General features: G+C 44.2%; 14 protein-coding genes and 2 tRNA genes. 7 read left to right on the top strand and 9 right to left on the bottom strand.

Translation table 11 applies throughout. The features are described 5' to 3' along the window. Nucleotides 1-75: 75 nt before the first annotated feature. Nucleotides 76-1,317, top strand: coding sequence for a peptidase T (gene pepT, locus L4D12_RS04370; RefSeq protein WP_428446604.1), 1,242 nt, complete (start codon nt 76-78; stop codon nt 1,315-1,317). 95 nt (nt 1,318-1,412) lie between these two features. On the opposite strand, the gene L4D12_RS04365 is transcribed toward pepT, so the two are convergent. The 3 genes from L4D12_RS04365 to L4D12_RS04355 form a co-directional block, all read right to left on the bottom strand. Then, nucleotides 1,413-2,894 (bottom strand): alanine/glycine:cation symporter family protein, encoded by a 1,482-nt coding sequence (locus tag L4D12_RS04365; protein WP_428446603.1) that lies wholly within the window; start codon nt 2,892-2,894, stop codon nt 1,413-1,415. A 605-nt stretch (nt 2,895-3,499) separates the two neighbouring features. Beyond that, a complete protein-coding gene (locus tag L4D12_RS04360) occupies nt 3,500-3,703 on the bottom strand; it encodes a hypothetical protein (RefSeq protein ID WP_428446602.1) in 204 nt (67 codons plus the stop codon). Between the two features lie 309 nt (nt 3,704-4,012). After that, the gene (locus L4D12_RS04355) at nt 4,013-5,701 is read right to left on the bottom strand and encodes an NAD-dependent malic enzyme (protein WP_428446601.1); all 1,689 of its coding nucleotides are present in this window, start codon (nt 5,699-5,701) and stop codon (nt 4,013-4,015) included. Between the two features lie 508 nt (nt 5,702-6,209). On the opposite strand from L4D12_RS04355, the gene L4D12_RS04350 reads away from it, so the two are divergent. Then, complete coding sequence (locus L4D12_RS04350) at nt 6,210-6,695, top strand: GNAT family N-acetyltransferase (protein WP_428446600.1); 486 nt, start codon at nt 6,210-6,212, stop codon at nt 6,693-6,695. Nucleotides 6,696-6,799: 104 nt separating this feature from the next. On the opposite strand, the gene L4D12_RS04345 is transcribed toward L4D12_RS04350, so the two are convergent. Further along, nucleotides 6,800-7,696 (bottom strand): 1,4-dihydroxy-2-naphthoyl-CoA synthase, encoded by an 897-nt coding sequence (locus tag L4D12_RS04345; protein WP_428446599.1) that lies wholly within the window; start codon nt 7,694-7,696, stop codon nt 6,800-6,802. Between the two features lie 347 nt (nt 7,697-8,043). Here L4D12_RS04345 and L4D12_RS04340 point away from each other — a divergent pair, with 347 nt between their 5' ends. Next, nucleotides 8,044-8,526, top strand: a complete 483-nt coding sequence (locus L4D12_RS04340) for a 2TM domain-containing protein (protein ID WP_428446748.1) — start codon at nt 8,044-8,046, stop codon at nt 8,524-8,526. 15 nt (nt 8,527-8,541) lie between these two features. Here the strand turns inward: L4D12_RS04340 and L4D12_RS04335 are convergent, their stop codons facing one another. The 3 genes from L4D12_RS04335 to L4D12_RS04325 all read right to left on the bottom strand — a co-directional run bounded on the left by L4D12_RS04335 (nt 8,542) and on the right by L4D12_RS04325 (nt 9,541). Next, a complete protein-coding gene (locus tag L4D12_RS04335; protein WP_428446598.1) occupies nt 8,542-9,156 on the bottom strand; it encodes a glutathione S-transferase in 615 nt (204 codons plus the stop codon). Nucleotides 9,157-9,346: 190 nt separating this feature from the next. Next, nucleotides 9,347-9,433, bottom strand: a tRNA-Leu gene (locus L4D12_RS04330). A 34-nt stretch (nt 9,434-9,467) separates the two neighbouring features. Further along, nucleotides 9,468-9,541 (bottom strand) — tRNA-Gly (locus L4D12_RS04325). Between the two features lie 296 nt (nt 9,542-9,837). Between L4D12_RS04325 and L4D12_RS04320 the strand changes: the two genes are divergently transcribed. After that, entirely contained in the window at nt 9,838-10,185 is a 348-nt protein-coding gene (locus tag L4D12_RS04320; protein ID WP_428446597.1) for a hypothetical protein, read from the top strand. Between the two features lie 87 nt (nt 10,186-10,272). Here the strand turns inward: L4D12_RS04320 and L4D12_RS04315 are convergent, their stop codons facing one another. Both L4D12_RS04315 and pdxY read right to left on the bottom strand, forming a co-directional pair. After that, a complete protein-coding gene (locus L4D12_RS04315; RefSeq protein ID WP_428446596.1) occupies nt 10,273-11,772 on the bottom strand; it encodes an oligopeptide:H+ symporter in 1,500 nt (499 codons plus the stop codon). Nucleotides 11,773-11,980: 208 nt separating this feature from the next. Continuing rightward, nucleotides 11,981-12,835 (bottom strand): pyridoxal kinase PdxY, encoded by an 855-nt coding sequence (pdxY, locus tag L4D12_RS04310; RefSeq protein ID WP_428446595.1) that lies wholly within the window; start codon nt 12,833-12,835, stop codon nt 11,981-11,983. Nucleotides 12,836-13,095: 260 nt separating this feature from the next. Between pdxY and L4D12_RS04305 the strand changes: the two genes are divergently transcribed. The 3 genes from L4D12_RS04305 to L4D12_RS04295 are packed head-to-tail and all read left to right on the top strand — an operon-like array spanning nt 13,096 to nt 16,074. After that, nucleotides 13,096-14,049, top strand: coding sequence for an HlyD family secretion protein (locus L4D12_RS04305; protein WP_428446594.1), 954 nt, complete (start codon nt 13,096-13,098; stop codon nt 14,047-14,049). Beyond that, complete coding sequence (locus L4D12_RS04300) at nt 14,042-14,968, top strand: ABC transporter ATP-binding protein (RefSeq protein ID WP_428446593.1); 927 nt, start codon at nt 14,042-14,044, stop codon at nt 14,966-14,968. Before L4D12_RS04305 ends, L4D12_RS04300 begins: the two co-directional genes overlap by 8 nt. Then, nucleotides 14,965-16,074 carry an ABC transporter permease gene (locus tag L4D12_RS04295; protein ID WP_428446592.1) on the top strand — a complete coding sequence of 370 codons (1,110 nt, stop codon included), beginning with the start codon at nt 14,965-14,967 and terminating at the stop codon, nt 16,072-16,074. The genes L4D12_RS04300 and L4D12_RS04295 overlap by 4 nt, the downstream gene beginning before the upstream one ends. Nucleotides 16,075-16,097: the final 23 nt, after the last annotated feature.

Here is a 16,097-nt window from a genome sequence, read left to right as displayed (position 1 = left end):
TTTTGTTTTTGCCTTTTATTTTTTATTTCGGTTATCTCCGATTGTTAATTTATTACCCTGATGTGGGAGCATTCTATGAATATTGTTGATCGTTTTTTGAATTATACCCGTATTAACACAACAACCAGCCGCGAAAATGGAGCGGCGGGAATCATGCCTTCTTCTCCTGGTCAGATGGAGCTAGCGCAACTGGTTGCTCGTGAACTGGAAGCTCTGGGTTTGGAAGATATTGTTCTGCGTGATACGGCGATTTTAACCGCGACGTTACCGGCTAATACCGATGAAGCTATTCCAACCGTGTCGTTTTTTGGCCACCTTGATACCAGTGCCGAGCAGCCAAGTGATACCCATGCACATATTGTAAATTATACTGGCGGTGATATTACACTTAACCCGGCCTTGAATATCGTACTGAAAGAAGCAGAGTTCCCCGAACTTGCCCGCTATCTGAACCAAGAGATCATTGTGACGGATGGTACCAGCTTGCTAGGGGCGGATGATAAAGCGGCTATCGCTGCTATCATGCATGCGATGCAGGTACTGACTAGTAACCCTGATATTAAGCATGGTCCAGTTAAGGTTGCATTTGTTCCTGATGAAGAGCAAGGCTTGCGCGGCGCAAAAGCTTTTGATGTTGAAAGCTTTGGTGCTGACTTTGGTTATACGCTTGATTGCTGTGGTATTGGTGAGTTTGTCCATGAAAACTGGAATGCAGGCGATGCAGTTATTACGTTTACTGGTCAATCTGCACACCCAATGTCGGCAAAAGGTAAATTAAAGAATTCCTTGCTGATGGCACATAAGTTTATTGCCATGCTACCTGCAGGTGAAGCCCCTGAATATACTGAAGGCTGTGAAGGCTATTACTGGGTTAAAGAACTGGCTGGTAACAGTGCGAAAACAGTGTTAAAGATGGATATTCGTGACTTCACTAAGCAGGGCTATGCGACACGCATGGCATTTTTGCAGCAATTAGCAGATAGCTGCCAAACCTTGTGGGGTGAGGGCAGTGTGCAGATTGGTTTGTCAGATCGCTATGAAAATGTTGCCAATAGCCTGGAAGGTGATGCAAGCTTCCCTATTGATATCGCCAAAGAAGCTTATGCACGGAACAACATCGAGCTGAAAGCCATTCCGATGCGTGGTGGTTACGATGGTGCGGTATTGTCGCAGAAAGGGCTTCCTTGCCCGAACATCTTCACGGGGGCGCATAACTTCCATTCTATTTATGAGTATTTGCCTGTGAAATCACTTGAAGCAGCCAGTGCTGTCGTGGTGGATGTGATCCGTATTACTGCAGAAAAAGGCGCAAAGTAACGCCTTACTCGCAATAATTATTGTTGATGAGATAAAAGAAGAGCCAGCATGATGCTGGCTCTTTTTATTGGGCGTTTACATTAAGATTATGGTGATTACTTAATTTCTACTGGCTTTGCATCTTCAGGGTGCCATGCACCTTCCAGATCATCCAGTTCAGGGAACTTAGAGCGATCAAACTCCGGCGTCTTACCTTGTTTAAGCTGAATCTCGTAGTCTTTGATCACCTTGATGGCGAGTTTAGACAGAAGGATCAGCGCCACGATGTTAGTCAGTGCCATCATACCCATTGAGGCATCAGCTAGGTTCCATACTACAGGTAGCGATGCTACCGAGCCAAACATCACCATGCCTAGTACACAAAGGCGGAAAACAAATAGGCCTTTCTTCGTGTTACCGTTCAGGAACATGATGTTGGTTTCAGCGTAGCTGTAGTTTGCAATGATCGACGTGAAACAGAACAAAATAATCGCTGCAGCCATAAAGAAGGTTGTCCAGCCACCTAGTTCGCTAGTCAGTGCTTGTTGTAGCAGACTGATTCCTGTTGCTGCATCAGGCTGGTTCATTACACCACTCAGCATGATCATCGCTGCCGATGCTGAACAGATCACAATGGTATCAACGAAAACACCGAGCATCTGAACAAAGCCCTGAGAGGCAGGGTGGTTAGGGTTAGGTGTTGCACTCGCTGCAACGTTTGCCGCAGAACCCATACCGGCTTCGTTAGAGAACAGGCCACGAGCAATACCACTCTGCATTGCTTGAGCAACAGTATACGCCACACCACCTGCTGCTGCTTCTTGCCAACCAAAAGCGCTTTTCACGATAAGAGAGAGAACGGCTGGAAGCTCAGTGATGTTCATCACAACGATAACCATAGCAATAGCAAGGTAGCCAATCGCCATAACAGGAACAATACGTGCTGATGCTGCAGCTACTTTACGCAGACCACCCATGATAAAGAATGCAGAGAAAGCAACAAGCACCACACCCATTACTGTTTCATTAAATCCAAATGAGTGACTAAGCGCATCAGTAATGGTGTTTGCCTGTACCGCATTGAACACTAAACCGAACGCAATGATTAAAAATACGGAGAAGAGTGAACCCATCCAACGTTGGCCTAGGCCTTTTTCCATGTAGTAAGCAGGGCCACCACGGTACTGACCATCGACATCTTTGGTTTTATAAATCTGAGCCAGCGTTGACTCAACAAAAGCGGTAGACATACCGAATAGGGCAATAAGCCACATCCAGAAGATAGCTCCTGGACCACCTGCTGCGAGTGCAACCGCAACCCCCGCCATGTTACCAGTACCTACACGGGCCGCCATAGACGTACAGAAGACTTCGTAAGAGCTGAGGCCGTTATCGACTTCTTTACCGCTTTTCAGTACGTCAATAGCGTGTCTGAACTGACGGATCTGAATGAAGCCCAGACGTATTGTGAAGTACACGCCTACACCAACCAGTAAGTAGACAAGCAGTTGCCCCCAAAGTACCCCATTTATAGCGTTGATTACAGCTCCTAGGCTGTTGTTCAACGTAGTCACCCACGTCTCGTTAATAACACTCATAATTATTTCCTGTATATGACACTCAGTTACTATTCGTAACCGAGTAAACTGGAACGTCCATTTAAGTGACAGTTCATGAATATGATTCTGAATTTATATTTTTATTGCTGTTGAAATACAGCTTATATATTGCTTGATGCAGTTACATTTGAGAAACATAGAATCAGATGTTTCATCTGCAGACGGGGTGGTAAGTTAGCATGAAATTCACAAAAATCAGCGTGATTTAGATCACACTTTTTGAAGAGAAGAGTGATAACAAGCTGTATTTTGATGTGAGGTTGTATATTAAGTACTTTAAATACAAACGGTTATGTTTTTTGGGTGAGCGTTGCGAGTGATGTGTTTTGAATTGTGTTCAATTGTGTTTTTATCTGGTATTTACACTGGTTTAACGTTAATTGTTGATATATTTAACGTTATTGTGTGGGCTGAATTTTGTCAATTCTTAACATATGAGAAATAACCAAGAGTGAACAAAATGATGGAATGATTAAATGAGCCGTGATTTACGGTATTTTGTGAGAGATGAAAATTACATGATGAGAATAAAAGAATGGCCGAGGATAAACTCGGCCATTTATTAGCTGATAGAATAGTCGTGTTTAATGCAGACGTGTTGAATAGCTGTCGAAAAATAGGCTCACTTTTGCGCTATCAAGCTGATTAGAATTGCTGTGTGTTCGATGAATGTCTTCTGTAGTAGATACCCTAAATTGATGGCCACAGGTACAAAGGTAGACACCGGTATCGGCGACAAGAAACTCATCGCTTTGACCACATTGGCTGCATATTGGAAAATATTGCATTGACTTCTCCGTCTAGAGTTATCGCATATGTTATGTTGAATCTGCATTCGTCATTTTTATTAATAATATACTCAATTTTTTGTTTTCATGTACAGGGTAAATGTGGAATTCGGAACTAATGTAACTTGAGCATGACGACATAGTACTGCTTGTCTTTAATGGTGAGTATAAAAGGAGTGTAATTATTAGAGAGAGAATCAATAAAAGGTAATCAATGAACACTTAAGTTTGCATTTTCTTGGATCATGATCTAGTTGAATTGAATAAAAAACCCGCTAATTAGCGGGTTTTTGCTTTTGCTGGTTGATATTAGAAGGATGTACGTTTATAGCGACGATATTCAGACTGCCAGAAGTTCTCATTAATTTTTTCTTTAATGCGCTCATCTGTATTTTTCGGTGCTTTACGCTGTTCTACTGCTTTCTTAGCAACAGCAAAAGCGATATGGCGAGATACATTCTGGATTTCTTCCAGTGGTGGAAGCAGGGCGCCATGGCCATTGATTGCAAGAGGCGAACATTCTGCTAGCGCGCGGCTACTTTCCATCAGCATCTCATTGGTAACACGACGTGCACCAATGGCGAGTACTCCTAAACCAATGCCAGGGAAAATGTAACTGTTATTACATTGTGCAATTGGGTAGGTTTTACCATTATGCATAACAGGTTCAAACGGTGAGCCTGTAGCAACTAATGCATGACCATCAGTCCAGCGGATAAGATCGGCAGGTGTCGCCTCAACTCGGCTAGTCGGGTTTGATAGAGGGAAGATAATTGGGCGTTCACAATGCGCATGCATTTCACGGATCACATCTTCACTGAATAAGCCCGGTACACCTGAAACGCCAATCAAAACGGTTGGTTTGGCATTACGCATAACATCCAGTAAAGAGATATTATTGTCTTCAGTTTTCCATTTGTTAATCTTTTTACGGGTTTGAACCAACTGCTTTTGGAAAGACAGCAGATTTGGCATGTCATCAACAAGTAGGCCCCAGCGGTCAACCATGTATACCTGACCACGTGCCTGTTGCTCGGAGATACCTTCTGATGTCATTTGCGCAATAATCGCTTCTGCAATACCACAACCCGCTGAACCCGCGCCCAAGAAAGTAATACGTTGCTCAGACAGTTTGCTTCCTGCCGCTTTACAAGCTGCTAGTAGAGAACCAACAGTTACAGCGGCAGTGCCTTGAATATCATCATTGAAGCAACATACGGAATCTTTGTAGCGCTCAAGTAGTGGCATCGCATTTTTTTGCGCGAAGTCTTCAAATTGAATAAGTGCATCAGGCCAACGGTGTTTAACGGCCTGAATAAATTCATCGACAAATTTGTCGTATTCCTGACCAGAAATACGAGGATGGCGCCAACCCATATACATTGGATCTGACAGACGTTGAGGGTTGTTTGTACCAACATCAAGGACAACTGGCAGTGTATATGCAGGGCTAATACCGCCACAAGCAGTGTAGAGCGCTAGCTTACCGATTGGAATGCCCATGCCGCCGATACCCTGATCGCCGAGGCCAAGGATACGTTCACCGTCAGTAACTACTATAACCTTAACATTGTGACGAGAAGCATTGTTGAGCATTTCTTCAATGCGATCTCGGTTTGGATAGGAGATAAACAGGCCGCGGCCACGACGGTAGATGTTAGAGAAATCTTCACAAGCCGCACCAACAGTGGGTGTATAAATGATAGGCATCATTTCGGAGATGTGATTTTCAACCAAACGGTAGAAAAGGGTTTCGTTAGTATCTTGGATGTTACGTAAGTAGATGTGCTTATCCATATCATTTTCAAATTTTGAAAACTGCTGATAGGCACGTCCTGCCTGTTCTTCAATGGTTTCAATTGCTTCTGGAAGTAGACCTTCCAGATTGAAGAACATACGCTCTTCGACAGAGAATGCACTTCCTTTGTTTAGCAGGGGCGTTTCAAGTAACGCAGGGCCTGCGTAGGGAATGTAGAGAGGGCGTTTATCGTTGTTCATGCAATAGACTCTGTTTCATTTTGGTAGAGGAGAAATGAAAATATAGCTGTTTTTCATTAAGGCGCTAATCGTAGATCTACCCGGTTGATATTACAAAGGGAATCATCGTAAAAATCGAGAATCAGATCATGTTTTGAGTCGATATTTTACAGTCATTAACATGGGAATTCCAACATGGTTAGCATTATGTGTTCAATGCGTCAGTTTGTTTGTGTTTATGTTGTTGAATTGACTTTTTTTGGTTGGCCACCTGTGGTGATTTAAGCCTAAGGAAAATGGCTACTGGGGAAGCTTACGTTATACCGTCTGTATGATGCAATTATGTTGATGGCGTTTCTTTTTGTGTGTTTTTGTGTCGCAATGATGGTAGGTATTGTTGATTTTATGATGTTGCAATCGATTGTTCGCTTGTTCAGAGCGTCATGATTACAGTGAGTTATAACCATAAAGATGGTAATGTTTTGATCATTCTAATTGGCCGTTTGCGTATAAGGAACACGTGTAATCAATGAAATTTGAAATTGAACAAATCAAACCGGAATTTGATCTTGATATAAAGCATATCATTCAGTCGGTAGGTGCTGAGTTTGGCGCGATTGGTGATGGCTTTGGTCCGTCAGATGCAGAAGTTTCCGCTATGAGTGAGCATTACACAGATGAGAATCGTAGTCGCTATTTTATCGCTCGATTGAACGGAAAAGTGGTTGGTGGTGCGGGGGTTGCACCGTTTGGGCAGTATGGCGATGTATGCGAACTTAAAAAGCTTTTTATCTTACCGGAATGCCGAGGACTAGGCGTTGGCAAGGCTTTATCTGAATATTGTTTAGAATATGCCAGAAATACGGATTTCAAACGGTGCTATTTAGATACGTTATCAACGATGCATTCTGCCATTTCGTTGTATGTACGATTAGGTTTTACACATTTATCACAACCCCTTGAAGGAACCATTCATAACGGTTGCGATGTATGGATGCTAAAAGAGTTGAAATAAGCTATTTTTAGATAATGTATGACAAGATAAAGCCGCCAATGAATGGCGGCTTTATTAATGGTTGTGACAGGCAACGGGATTAGGCACTAAATTTGCTAAGTCCCTTAATAATGCCAAGGAAACTTACTGAAGTCCTGATCACGCTTTTCGAGGAAGGCATCACGCCCTTCTTGTGCCTCTGCTGTTCCATAAGCTAAGCGAGTTGCTTCACCGGCAAACAGTTGCTGACCCACCAAACCATCATCAGGTAGGTTGAAACCGTATTTCAGCATACGCATCGCAGTTGGTGACTTGCTGTTGATCTCTTTTGCCCAACGTAGTGCTTCTTCTTCGAGCTCGACGTGATCAACCACCTTGTTTACCATGCCCATTTCATAAGCTTCCTGTGCGCTGTAATTAAAGCCACAGAAGAAGATTTCACGAGCACGTTTCTGACCAATCATCTTAGCTAGGTATGCAGAGCCATAGCCTGAGTCAAACGATGCTACATCAGGATCGGTTTGTTTGAAAATTGCATGCTCTTTAGAGGCTAAGGTCAAATCACATACAACGTGCAGGCTGTGCCCGCCGCCAACGGCCCAACCGGGTACAACCGCAATCACGACTTTAGGCATAAATCGAATCAAACGCTGTACTTCAAGGATATGTAGTCGACCCATACGAGCGACATCAGCCGTACCGGCTTCTTCGCCTTCGTATTTATAGCCATCTTTACCACGAATACGCTGGTCGCCACCGGAAGAGAAAGACCATTGCCCTTTTTGAGACGGTCCATTACCGGTTAGTAGCACACAACCTACATCAGACCACTGGCGAGCGTGATCAAGTGCCGTGTAAAGCTCATCGACAGTTTTTGGTCGGAAGGCATTTAAGCAGTCCGGACGGTCGAGGGCAATACGAACAGTGCCTTGATTTTTTGCGCGGTGATAAGTGATATCTTCAAAATCAAAGCCAGGGACTTCATCCCATAGATCGGGATTAAAAATTGCTTTGTTGGTCATGATGACGACGGCCTCATAGAATTGGAGTAACACAGGCTAGGGGGTTGACGAAAAATGTCAATGCTTTATGACGCATTGTGACAATTCTAGCAAGGAATTATAGCGAGTCGTTCAAGAATCAATCATTGCTTTTATTGCGCGTGGCTGACTGCTGGCTGTATGCAGTCAACGTTGATGTTGACCAATTAATGCCCAATCAATAAAGAAAGATTATCTCGTGATCTTGGTTTGTTTTTGATGCTAACCAACTGAAAATAAACAACTGTCATGTTAGTGTCAGGCTAGTGTCGTTCACATTTCGGCTCCGTATGGATAGTGTTTGTTCAAACAGCAGAAAGGAATCAATGATGATTGTGAGAAAACAGAGGTTAAAACGAGGTTGGTCTCAAGAGCACCTATCGCAACTTAGCGGATTAAGTGTTCGCACTATTCAGCGAATAGAGCGAGGGCAAAATGCGGGGCTTGAATCGTTAAAATCACTGGCTGCTGTTTTTGAACTTAACGTTACTGATCTTCAAATGGAGCCTGATATGAGCGTCGATACAAATAATGATGAAATTCAAGTCACGCAGGAAGAAAAAAAAGTCATAGAACAAGTCCGAGAAATAAAAGGCTTTTATTCTCACCTTATTACCTATGGTTTAGTGATCACCCTGTTATTTGGGATCAATCTGTTTACCGACCCAAGTTATATCTGGGCATGGTGGCCAGCAATGGGGTGGGGGATTGGCATTGTTTCCCACGGATTAAGCGCTTTTGAAGTGTTGAATTTTTTTGGTGCCGATTGGGAAAAGCGACAAATTGAGAAACGTCTGGGTAGAAAGTTATGATGGATGATTAACGCGTTATTCACTGTTATACGCTAATGCCTTTGAGTAAATCGGATTTTGATAGTGCGCGATGAGCCAGCGCTGAAGGTATGGATAGGGAGAAGAAAGGTACCATTGGCGATCAACACGAGAAAACTGGCGGATGAAAGGCAACAGTGCATAATCCACTAAGCTCGGTGTGTCGCCCATGATAAATGCCTGTCTTTCTAAATGCTGTTCTAGTTGTGCTATGAATACTTCACACTGTTGACGATATTCAATATCATCATTGTGATGATAACGTGCTGCGGTTTTGTATTTTTCCAATACACTGACGAAGTCATTATCGCTGCGGGCAATGAGAATTTTCATTTCTGTAAAAGCCTCTGGTTGCTCGCGGTAGAGTATGTTCTTTGGGTCGTTCTGGGTTAATGCCCACAGCATAATATCGAGGCTCTCATCAATAACCGATGAGTCAGTTAGTTGTAAGACGGGAACCGTTCCTTTCGGTGATATTGCCAGCATTTCCTCAGGTTTATTTTTTATTACAACGTCACGTAATGATACCGGCTGTTCAGCGAGAAGCAGCCCGAGCCTGGCTCGAATGCAATAAGGGCAGCGACGTAAAGAATACAGTATAGGTAATGGCATGAGCTTTCTTATCCATCTTCAATAGAAGTCAGCAATTCATGTTAATTGTGATATCTGTTTGATAGGAAATCAAAAGGCAATGCAAAAAAGGGGGATGAAAATAATAAACAAGGATGAGGTGAAATCCAGACACAAAAAAACCTGAAACAGGCTTTAATGTCGTAATCAGCTATATCTGTTTGTTAAGGTTTGGTGCGGAGAGAGGGACTTGAACCCTCACGTCCTTGCGGACACTAGCACCTGAAGCTAGCGCGTCTACCAATTCCGCCACCACCGCACATTACCTTAACGGTGTCACACCTAATTTAAATTGGAGCGGATAACGGGAATCGAACCCGTGTCATCAGCTTGGGAAGCTGAGGTAATGCCATTATACGATATCCGCGTATTTAACTAAGTGCCTGATTACGTTGGAGATAGTATTCCCGAACTGCTGTCCCTGCAATGGCATCAGTTACATTTTGTTACACGGATCACACTTTTGGCTGTATTTAATTATGATGTGATTAAACAATGATCGATATTGAGTGGGTGGTGATTTTTTTATGAATGAATTTCATACTGTTTGTGATTGTCAACGTTGTGTTAGTTCCGTGAACAGTAGAAATAAAGTGATTGAAATGCGCATCTTTAGCCAGCTTGGGTATACTTATCTGCAAAATATACAGTGAGGATTGTTTGATGATTAAAAGCTCAAAGAGGTCATTGCCTCTTATACTTAGTCTGTTGCTCAGTTCGGTCGTATTAGTGGCGTGTAACGATTCGGCATCGGTGTCGGATAAAGCGGTTAGTCCTGATTCCACACAAACCGAAACGACGTTGACTGATAATACGACTAATGAACAGAAAACCACCACTGGTGATATTGTTGGTGGTGATGTAGATCAGCATGGATGTCAATCATCGGCGGGCTATAGTTGGTGTGCAAAAACCAATCAGTGTGAACGGCCATGGGAGTTGGCTAAGAAACAGTCATTCGATAACACGGAAGAGGCATTTACAGCATTTTGTGCTGGCACTGAAAAATAGCGTTCTTGTCAGACAGGTTCGCTGAATGAAAAAAAGCCCCGCAGAATAATCTGCGGGGCTTTACTTTGTGTATAGAATTATTTGTGATTATTGAATGACGGGTTCAGCCTCAGCCTGCACTTCGCTAGGTTGATCTTCTGCTTTCATCATGCGTGTCAGTAGCGGACAGGTAACCGCCATTAGGATTGCCACGGCAAGAGTCACGAGGCCGATATTTTGGAATACATTGGTATACAGTGGCAGTGTTTGTAGCGGATCTGTCACATTTTCAGGTACGGCTGTGAATGATGCAACGTAGCCGCCAATGACGAAAGATGCGGCTTGAGTCAAGAACCATGCGCCCATGGTAAAGCCCATCAGACGCTGTGGTACTAAGCTAGCAACCATCGCGAGGCCTAAGCCACTGATTAATAACTCACCCAAGCTCTGGAATAAGTATACCAGCACCATCCAGCCCATTGATACCATACCTGTGCTATCAGCAAACATCAGGCCAGCACCTGCAACGGTCAAGAAGCCAAATGCAGACATGAACATACCAACGGTGAATTTACCTGGCATTGATAAGTCACGACCACGGCTACCGTAGTAAGTGTAAAGGTAAGCTAGGATCGGGCTACATAGCACGACCCAGAATGGGTTTAATGCTTGTAGGCTAACTGGGTTAACGGTAAAGCCCAAGAACTCAGTACGTACATTATAAATGGCAAAGAAGTTTAGTGACGTTGGCATCTGAGCGTAAAGTACATAGAAGACAATGGCTTGTATCATAAGAACAAATGCAACCATCATTTTTTGTCGAGCGGCACCCTTTTCCTTAATCATTTCTTTCACAAAGATAGTCACTACACCCACACCGATTAACCCCAATACGAGATTGGCCATCATGATGTTTTGTAGCAACCATGCGCAGATGATAGTGGAAACAATGGTCCCTGCAATAACCAAGCCAAGGGATTTCATGTTTAGTGGTTGACTGTCAGGCAGAGAACCAATGCCTTGAATGGTCTTACGGAACACGAAATAGCTAGCAAGGCTGGCAATCAGGCCAAGTCCACACACGACAAATGCCATAGTGTAACCGTATTTCTCTGCAATCACCGGGCTAAGAGAAAGGGACGTGAGTGAACCAATATTGATAGCCATGTAATACAGAGTGAAAGCACCATCAAGGCGGTTATCCCCTTTTTCATAGCATTTTGCTAGCAAGCTCGATGGGTTGGCTTTAAATAGGCCATTACCGACGGCAATCGTACCAAGTGCGTAGAAGATAAACGTTGGCTCGATGATAGAAAAACCCATCATAAAGTAGCCAATGGCTAATACAATCGCCCCGAAGATCATCGTACGCTTGGTGCCAAGGATATGGTCACCAACATATCCACCGACTGAAACTAAACCGTAAACGAGTGCAGCGAACGCACCGAAAGTGACAAAAGAGTCTTGCTGATTAAAACCAAGTTGTTGGACGAAAAAAACGGCGAGGATGCCCTGAAGGCCGTAATAACCAAAACGTTCCCAAAGTTCGAGAAAGAAAATCATTTTGAATGGTTTTGGTTGGTTGAAAATACTAATTGAATTGCTCATCCTAGTGTTTATCTCTTATTGAATTTCCATGAGTGGTGATTAAATCTGTTATTTGATCTAAATAAAGTGATATTAGCGACTATTTCAAAATGTAAATATTGATCTATATCACACTTTCATCTCATAAGTGATAGGTTGTACATAAAATTGAGCATAAAAAAAGCGAACGTAGACGTTCGCTTTATCAAAGAGGGGTATAAGCAGCAGATTATAGCGCTTGCAGGGCGAAGCGCTCGGTTGGTTCAACAATTTCTTGTTGCGCAGCGATGGTTTGTAATTCCCACTCACCACGATCTGACGTTGCTTTTAGCACAGCATAGCAGGCTTCGTTACAGTGAGCGAAAGCATCAATGGCATTGCCTCGCGCTAAAAGTTGACCAGTAAATAGGGCAGAAATAAGATCACCAACACCAACAGGCTGCTTATCAAACTCAAGATGAGGACGCTGTGCCAACCAGCAGCCGTCTTGAGTGGCTAGCATCATTGAGAACATTTCGTCAGATACGCTGTGTAAATGTTTCACTAGCACCATTTTCGGGCCTTTTGAAAGCGCCACGGTACATGCTTTAACCGCATCATCCAGCGAGTTGATTTCCATCCCCGCAAATTGGCTTAATTCAAATTGGTTAGGCACGATGATATCGGCCATTGGCATTAAAGTGTTGATCAAGTGCTCAGCAATGCCCGGTGCCACGATACAACCTTTATCTGGGGCGCCCATTACGGGATCGCACACATAAAGAGCGTTTGGATTGGCTGCTTTGACTTGGTTGACCGTATCCTGAATGGCAAGACATTGCTCTGCACTACCTTGATAGCCACTTAGAATGGCTTCGCAGTTTTCAAGCTGACCAATAGCGGCCATACCTGAAACGAGGGAGGTAATATCTTCTGCCTGGAATGCCCGGCCAGTCCATCCTTCTTTGTATTGAGTATGGTTGGAGAACTGAACCGTATGAATAGGCCACACTTCAAATCCCATACGTTGTAGCGGGAAAACAGCAGAGCTATTACCTGCATGACCATAAACGACATGAGACTGAATAGAGAGGATACCTTTCATTATTAGAATCCTGTTAGGGGGATGAATAAACGTTGGGATAATAATGATACTTGACCTTTATCACAATAAGTTCCTTTTAGATTGCATCTTCTTATACCGAATAATTTAATAATTTGTGTTCTAGGCCAACAATTCACATAAGAGTAGAATAGTATGGTTCAATTTCTAACCTTGACCGTTTAGATGCAATTAAATCAATTGCATAGCACTGCTAGGGCATGATGCTTATGAATGTGAATTTTACAAATGGTGACTCAAATATGAATAATAAAGTTCTGTTAATGAGTGCGGTGATTTTTATCCTCTCAGGGTGTGATAACTCGCTACCGAGTCAAGCACTGGGTACTCTGGAACGTGACAGGATCATATTGACCGCGACAGCCAATGAGATCATTCGTGCTCAGCCGATTGCGGAAGGAAGCGTTGTTCATCAGGGGGATGTGCTGGTTAAGCTTGATACCAAGCAACAAGAGGCGGTGCTTGCCAGAGCACGGGCGGAAGAGGCGAAGGCCCAGGCTTATCTTTTGCGGTTAACCAATGGGGAGCGCCCCGAAGATATTGCGGCATCGGCTGCAAGATTAGAACGTGCTAAAGCGACCTTGCTTGAATCTCAGCAATATTATCAGCGTATAAATCGCTTAGTGCAACAGAAGCTATTGAGTGATGCTGAACGTGATAGCGCACGGGCAGAACTCGATGCCGCAAAAGCCGATGTGGATTCTGCGTCAGAAGGTCTAGCAAAGCTAACCAGTGGTGAGCGACCAGAAGATATCAGACAAGCACAAGCAGCACTGGCAGCCGAAAATGCTGAAGTCGTATTACAGCAGCAAGTACTCAATGATCTTACTGTGGTTGCGACCCGTGATGGCATTTTAGACAGCTTACCGTATAACGTGGGTGAACGGGTGTCGATGAGCAGTATAGTTGCCGCCATTCAGGCTGATACACTGCCTTATGCAAGGGTGTATGTACCGGAGCCATACCGGGTTCACTTGCAAGTCGGAGATGTTTTTACGGTTCATGTTGATGGGATGGTGAATAGTTACCAAGGAACATTGCGATGGATTGCCACGGAGCCGGCATTTACCCCATATTATGCATTGAATGAGGAAGATCGCGCGCGGTTAGTGTATTTGGCCGAAATAGAATTGCCTGAATCTGCCATAGATTTACCCGCGGGTGTACCCGTTCAGGTGGATATGCCTAATGACTGATACCGCAATCATTGCCCGAGGGCTTACCCGAAAATTTGGTGATTTTACGGCTGTTGATGGGCTTAATTTGACTGTGCCCAAAGGCAGTATTTATGGTTTTCTTGGCCCCAATGGCTGTGGTAAATCAACCACACTACGGATGCTTACCGGATTACTGACTCCCACAGAGGGGGACGTCGAGGTTTTAGGGCTATCGATACCTAAACAGGCTGAAGCGCTCAGGTTACGAATCGGCTATATGACGCAGAAGTTTTCGCTGTATGACGATCTGACAGTGTATGAAAACTTGCAGTTTATTGGGCAGATCTACGGTATGCCAAGTAAACCGCTCCGAGCGCGTATTGCGGCTCAGTTACAGACTTACGGGTTAGACCAACGGTCGGCCCAACGGGCTGGTAGCATGAGTGGTGGACAAAAGCAGCGACTGGCACTGGCCGCCGCGACCATGCATGAGCCTGATTTATTACTGCTGGATGAACCGACATCTGCCGTTGACCCAGAAAATCGACGTGATTTCTGGGAGCAACTGTTTGATCTGTGCGATCAAGGTACCACCATTTTAGTGACCACCCATTACATGGATGAAGCCGAACGGTGCCATGGTTTAGCGATCATGGAATCAGGCGTTGTTCGTGCTAATGGTTCACCTGAAGCGTTAATGGCACAGATGGGCGTAAATGTGATTGAAGTAGAAGCGAGTCATTTACGCCAGTTGAAGGACAAATTACTGCAACGACCAGAAGTGCGCTCTGCCGCGCAGTTGGGGGTGCGACTACGGGTCTTAGTGCGACAAGAGGTACGCGATCCTATCGTCTGGTTAAGACATACTTTTCCGGAATTAGCGGCGAGTAAACTCACTTTCGCAAGACCAAGTCTTGAGGATGTGTTTGTCACATCTACGGGGGAGGGAAGGCAATGAATAGTGCCGTGACGATGAGTTTATTGCGGATTAAAGCCATTATGGTGAAAGAAATCCGTCAGCTTTCTCGCGATAAGATCACTTTTGGCATGGTGGTGATGATCCCATTAATCCAATTATTACTGTTTGGATATGCCATTAATACCGATGTCCGGAATATCCCCGTTGCTGTCGTGGATCAGAGCCATTCTGCTGCAGGGCGAATGATCACTGAATCAGTCAAAGCCACTCAGGTTATCGATGTAAAAGCCCAATTTGCGACACCCGCTGAGGCTGAGCAGGCGATTGTAAAAGGAGAAGTACGCGGTGCGCTGATTTTGCCTCGGGATCTGACACAACGTATTGTTCAACAAAGAACCGTGGGGCAATGGCTGGTGGACGGTTCAGACACCATGGTCAGTGCGGCACTGATGCAGTTGAAATCCATGCAGCTCGAAGGCCTTGTGACTTATCAGCCCAGCGGTCCACCAACATTTGAGGTGGCCTTGTTTTTTAATCCGGAGCGGCGCTCTGCGGTCAATATAGTCCCTGGATTATTGGGAGTAATCTTAACCATGACCATGATTTTGTTCACCTCAGCCGCCATTGTGCGTGAGCGTGAACGTGGTAACTTGGAATTGTTAATTACCACCCCTGTACACTCATTGGAGTTAATGATCGCGAAAATTATTCCCTATATCTTTGTGGGCTTAATTCAAGTCACGATCATATTGGGGCTGGGGAATACTATTTTTGATGTACCCATTAATGGGTCGTTGACTCAGATATTTTTGGGAACCCTGCTATTCATCTCAGCCAGTTTGACCTTAGGGTTAATGATATCAACTGTGGCACAAACCCAACTACAAGCGATGCAGATGACGGTGTTTATATTACTACCGTCGATTTTACTGTCGGGATTTATGTTTCCGTATGAAGCTATGCCTGTCGCCGCTCAGTGGGTGTCTGAAATTCTGCCAGCGACCCACTTTATGCGGATGATCCGCGGCATCGTGCTACGCGGTGCTGATTTGGTTGATCTCTGGCGTGAAGCCCTATGGTTATTGGGATTTACGATATTAGGATTAGTGGTGGCATCTATGCGGTTTAAAAAGTCACTCGATTAATTTATGGTTTATAGCGAACTGGG

It is taken from the genome of Photobacterium nomapromontoriensis (genome assembly GCF_050336815.1).
In the GTDB taxonomy this organism is placed as follows: Bacteria; Pseudomonadota; Gammaproteobacteria; order Enterobacterales; family Vibrionaceae; genus Photobacterium; species Photobacterium nomapromontoriensis.
Note: the sequence above shows the minus strand (reverse complement) of the source record. Positions and strands in the feature narration are given on the sequence as shown.

What these genes read in the sequence shown, in the direction of transcription:
- L4D12_RS04345 (WP_428446599.1), bottom strand. Translation starts at nt 7,696, where the DNA reads ATGACCAACAAAGCAATTTTTAATCCCGATCTATGGGATGAAGTCCCT.
- L4D12_RS04360 (WP_428446602.1), bottom strand. Translation starts at nt 3,703, where the DNA reads ATGCAATATTTTCCAATATGCAGCCAATGTGGTCAAAGCGATGAGTTT.
- L4D12_RS04305 (WP_428446594.1), top strand. Translation starts at nt 13,096, where the DNA reads ATGAATAATAAAGTTCTGTTAATGAGTGCGGTGATTTTTATCCTCTCA.
- L4D12_RS04350 (WP_428446600.1), top strand. Translation starts at nt 6,210, where the DNA reads ATGAAATTTGAAATTGAACAAATCAAACCGGAATTTGATCTTGATATA.
- L4D12_RS04355 (WP_428446601.1), bottom strand. Translation starts at nt 5,701, where the DNA reads ATGAACAACGATAAACGCCCTCTCTACATTCCCTACGCAGGCCCTGCG.
- pdxY (WP_428446595.1), bottom strand. Translation starts at nt 12,835, where the DNA reads ATGAAAGGTATCCTCTCTATTCAGTCTCATGTCGTTTATGGTCATGCA.
- pepT (WP_428446604.1), top strand. Translation starts at nt 76, where the DNA reads ATGAATATTGTTGATCGTTTTTTGAATTATACCCGTATTAACACAACA.
- L4D12_RS04340 (WP_428446748.1), top strand. Translation starts at nt 8,044, where the DNA reads ATGATTGTGAGAAAACAGAGGTTAAAACGAGGTTGGTCTCAAGAGCAC.
- L4D12_RS04315 (WP_428446596.1), bottom strand. Translation starts at nt 11,772, where the DNA reads ATGAGCAATTCAATTAGTATTTTCAACCAACCAAAACCATTCAAAATG.
- L4D12_RS04300 (WP_428446593.1), top strand. Translation starts at nt 14,042, where the DNA reads ATGACTGATACCGCAATCATTGCCCGAGGGCTTACCCGAAAATTTGGT.
- L4D12_RS04295 (WP_428446592.1), top strand. Translation starts at nt 14,965, where the DNA reads ATGAATAGTGCCGTGACGATGAGTTTATTGCGGATTAAAGCCATTATG.
- L4D12_RS04335 (WP_428446598.1), bottom strand. Translation starts at nt 9,156, where the DNA reads ATGCCATTACCTATACTGTATTCTTTACGTCGCTGCCCTTATTGCATT.
- L4D12_RS04320 (WP_428446597.1), top strand. Translation starts at nt 9,838, where the DNA reads ATGATTAAAAGCTCAAAGAGGTCATTGCCTCTTATACTTAGTCTGTTG.
- L4D12_RS04365 (WP_428446603.1), bottom strand. Translation starts at nt 2,894, where the DNA reads ATGAGTGTTATTAACGAGACGTGGGTGACTACGTTGAACAACAGCCTA.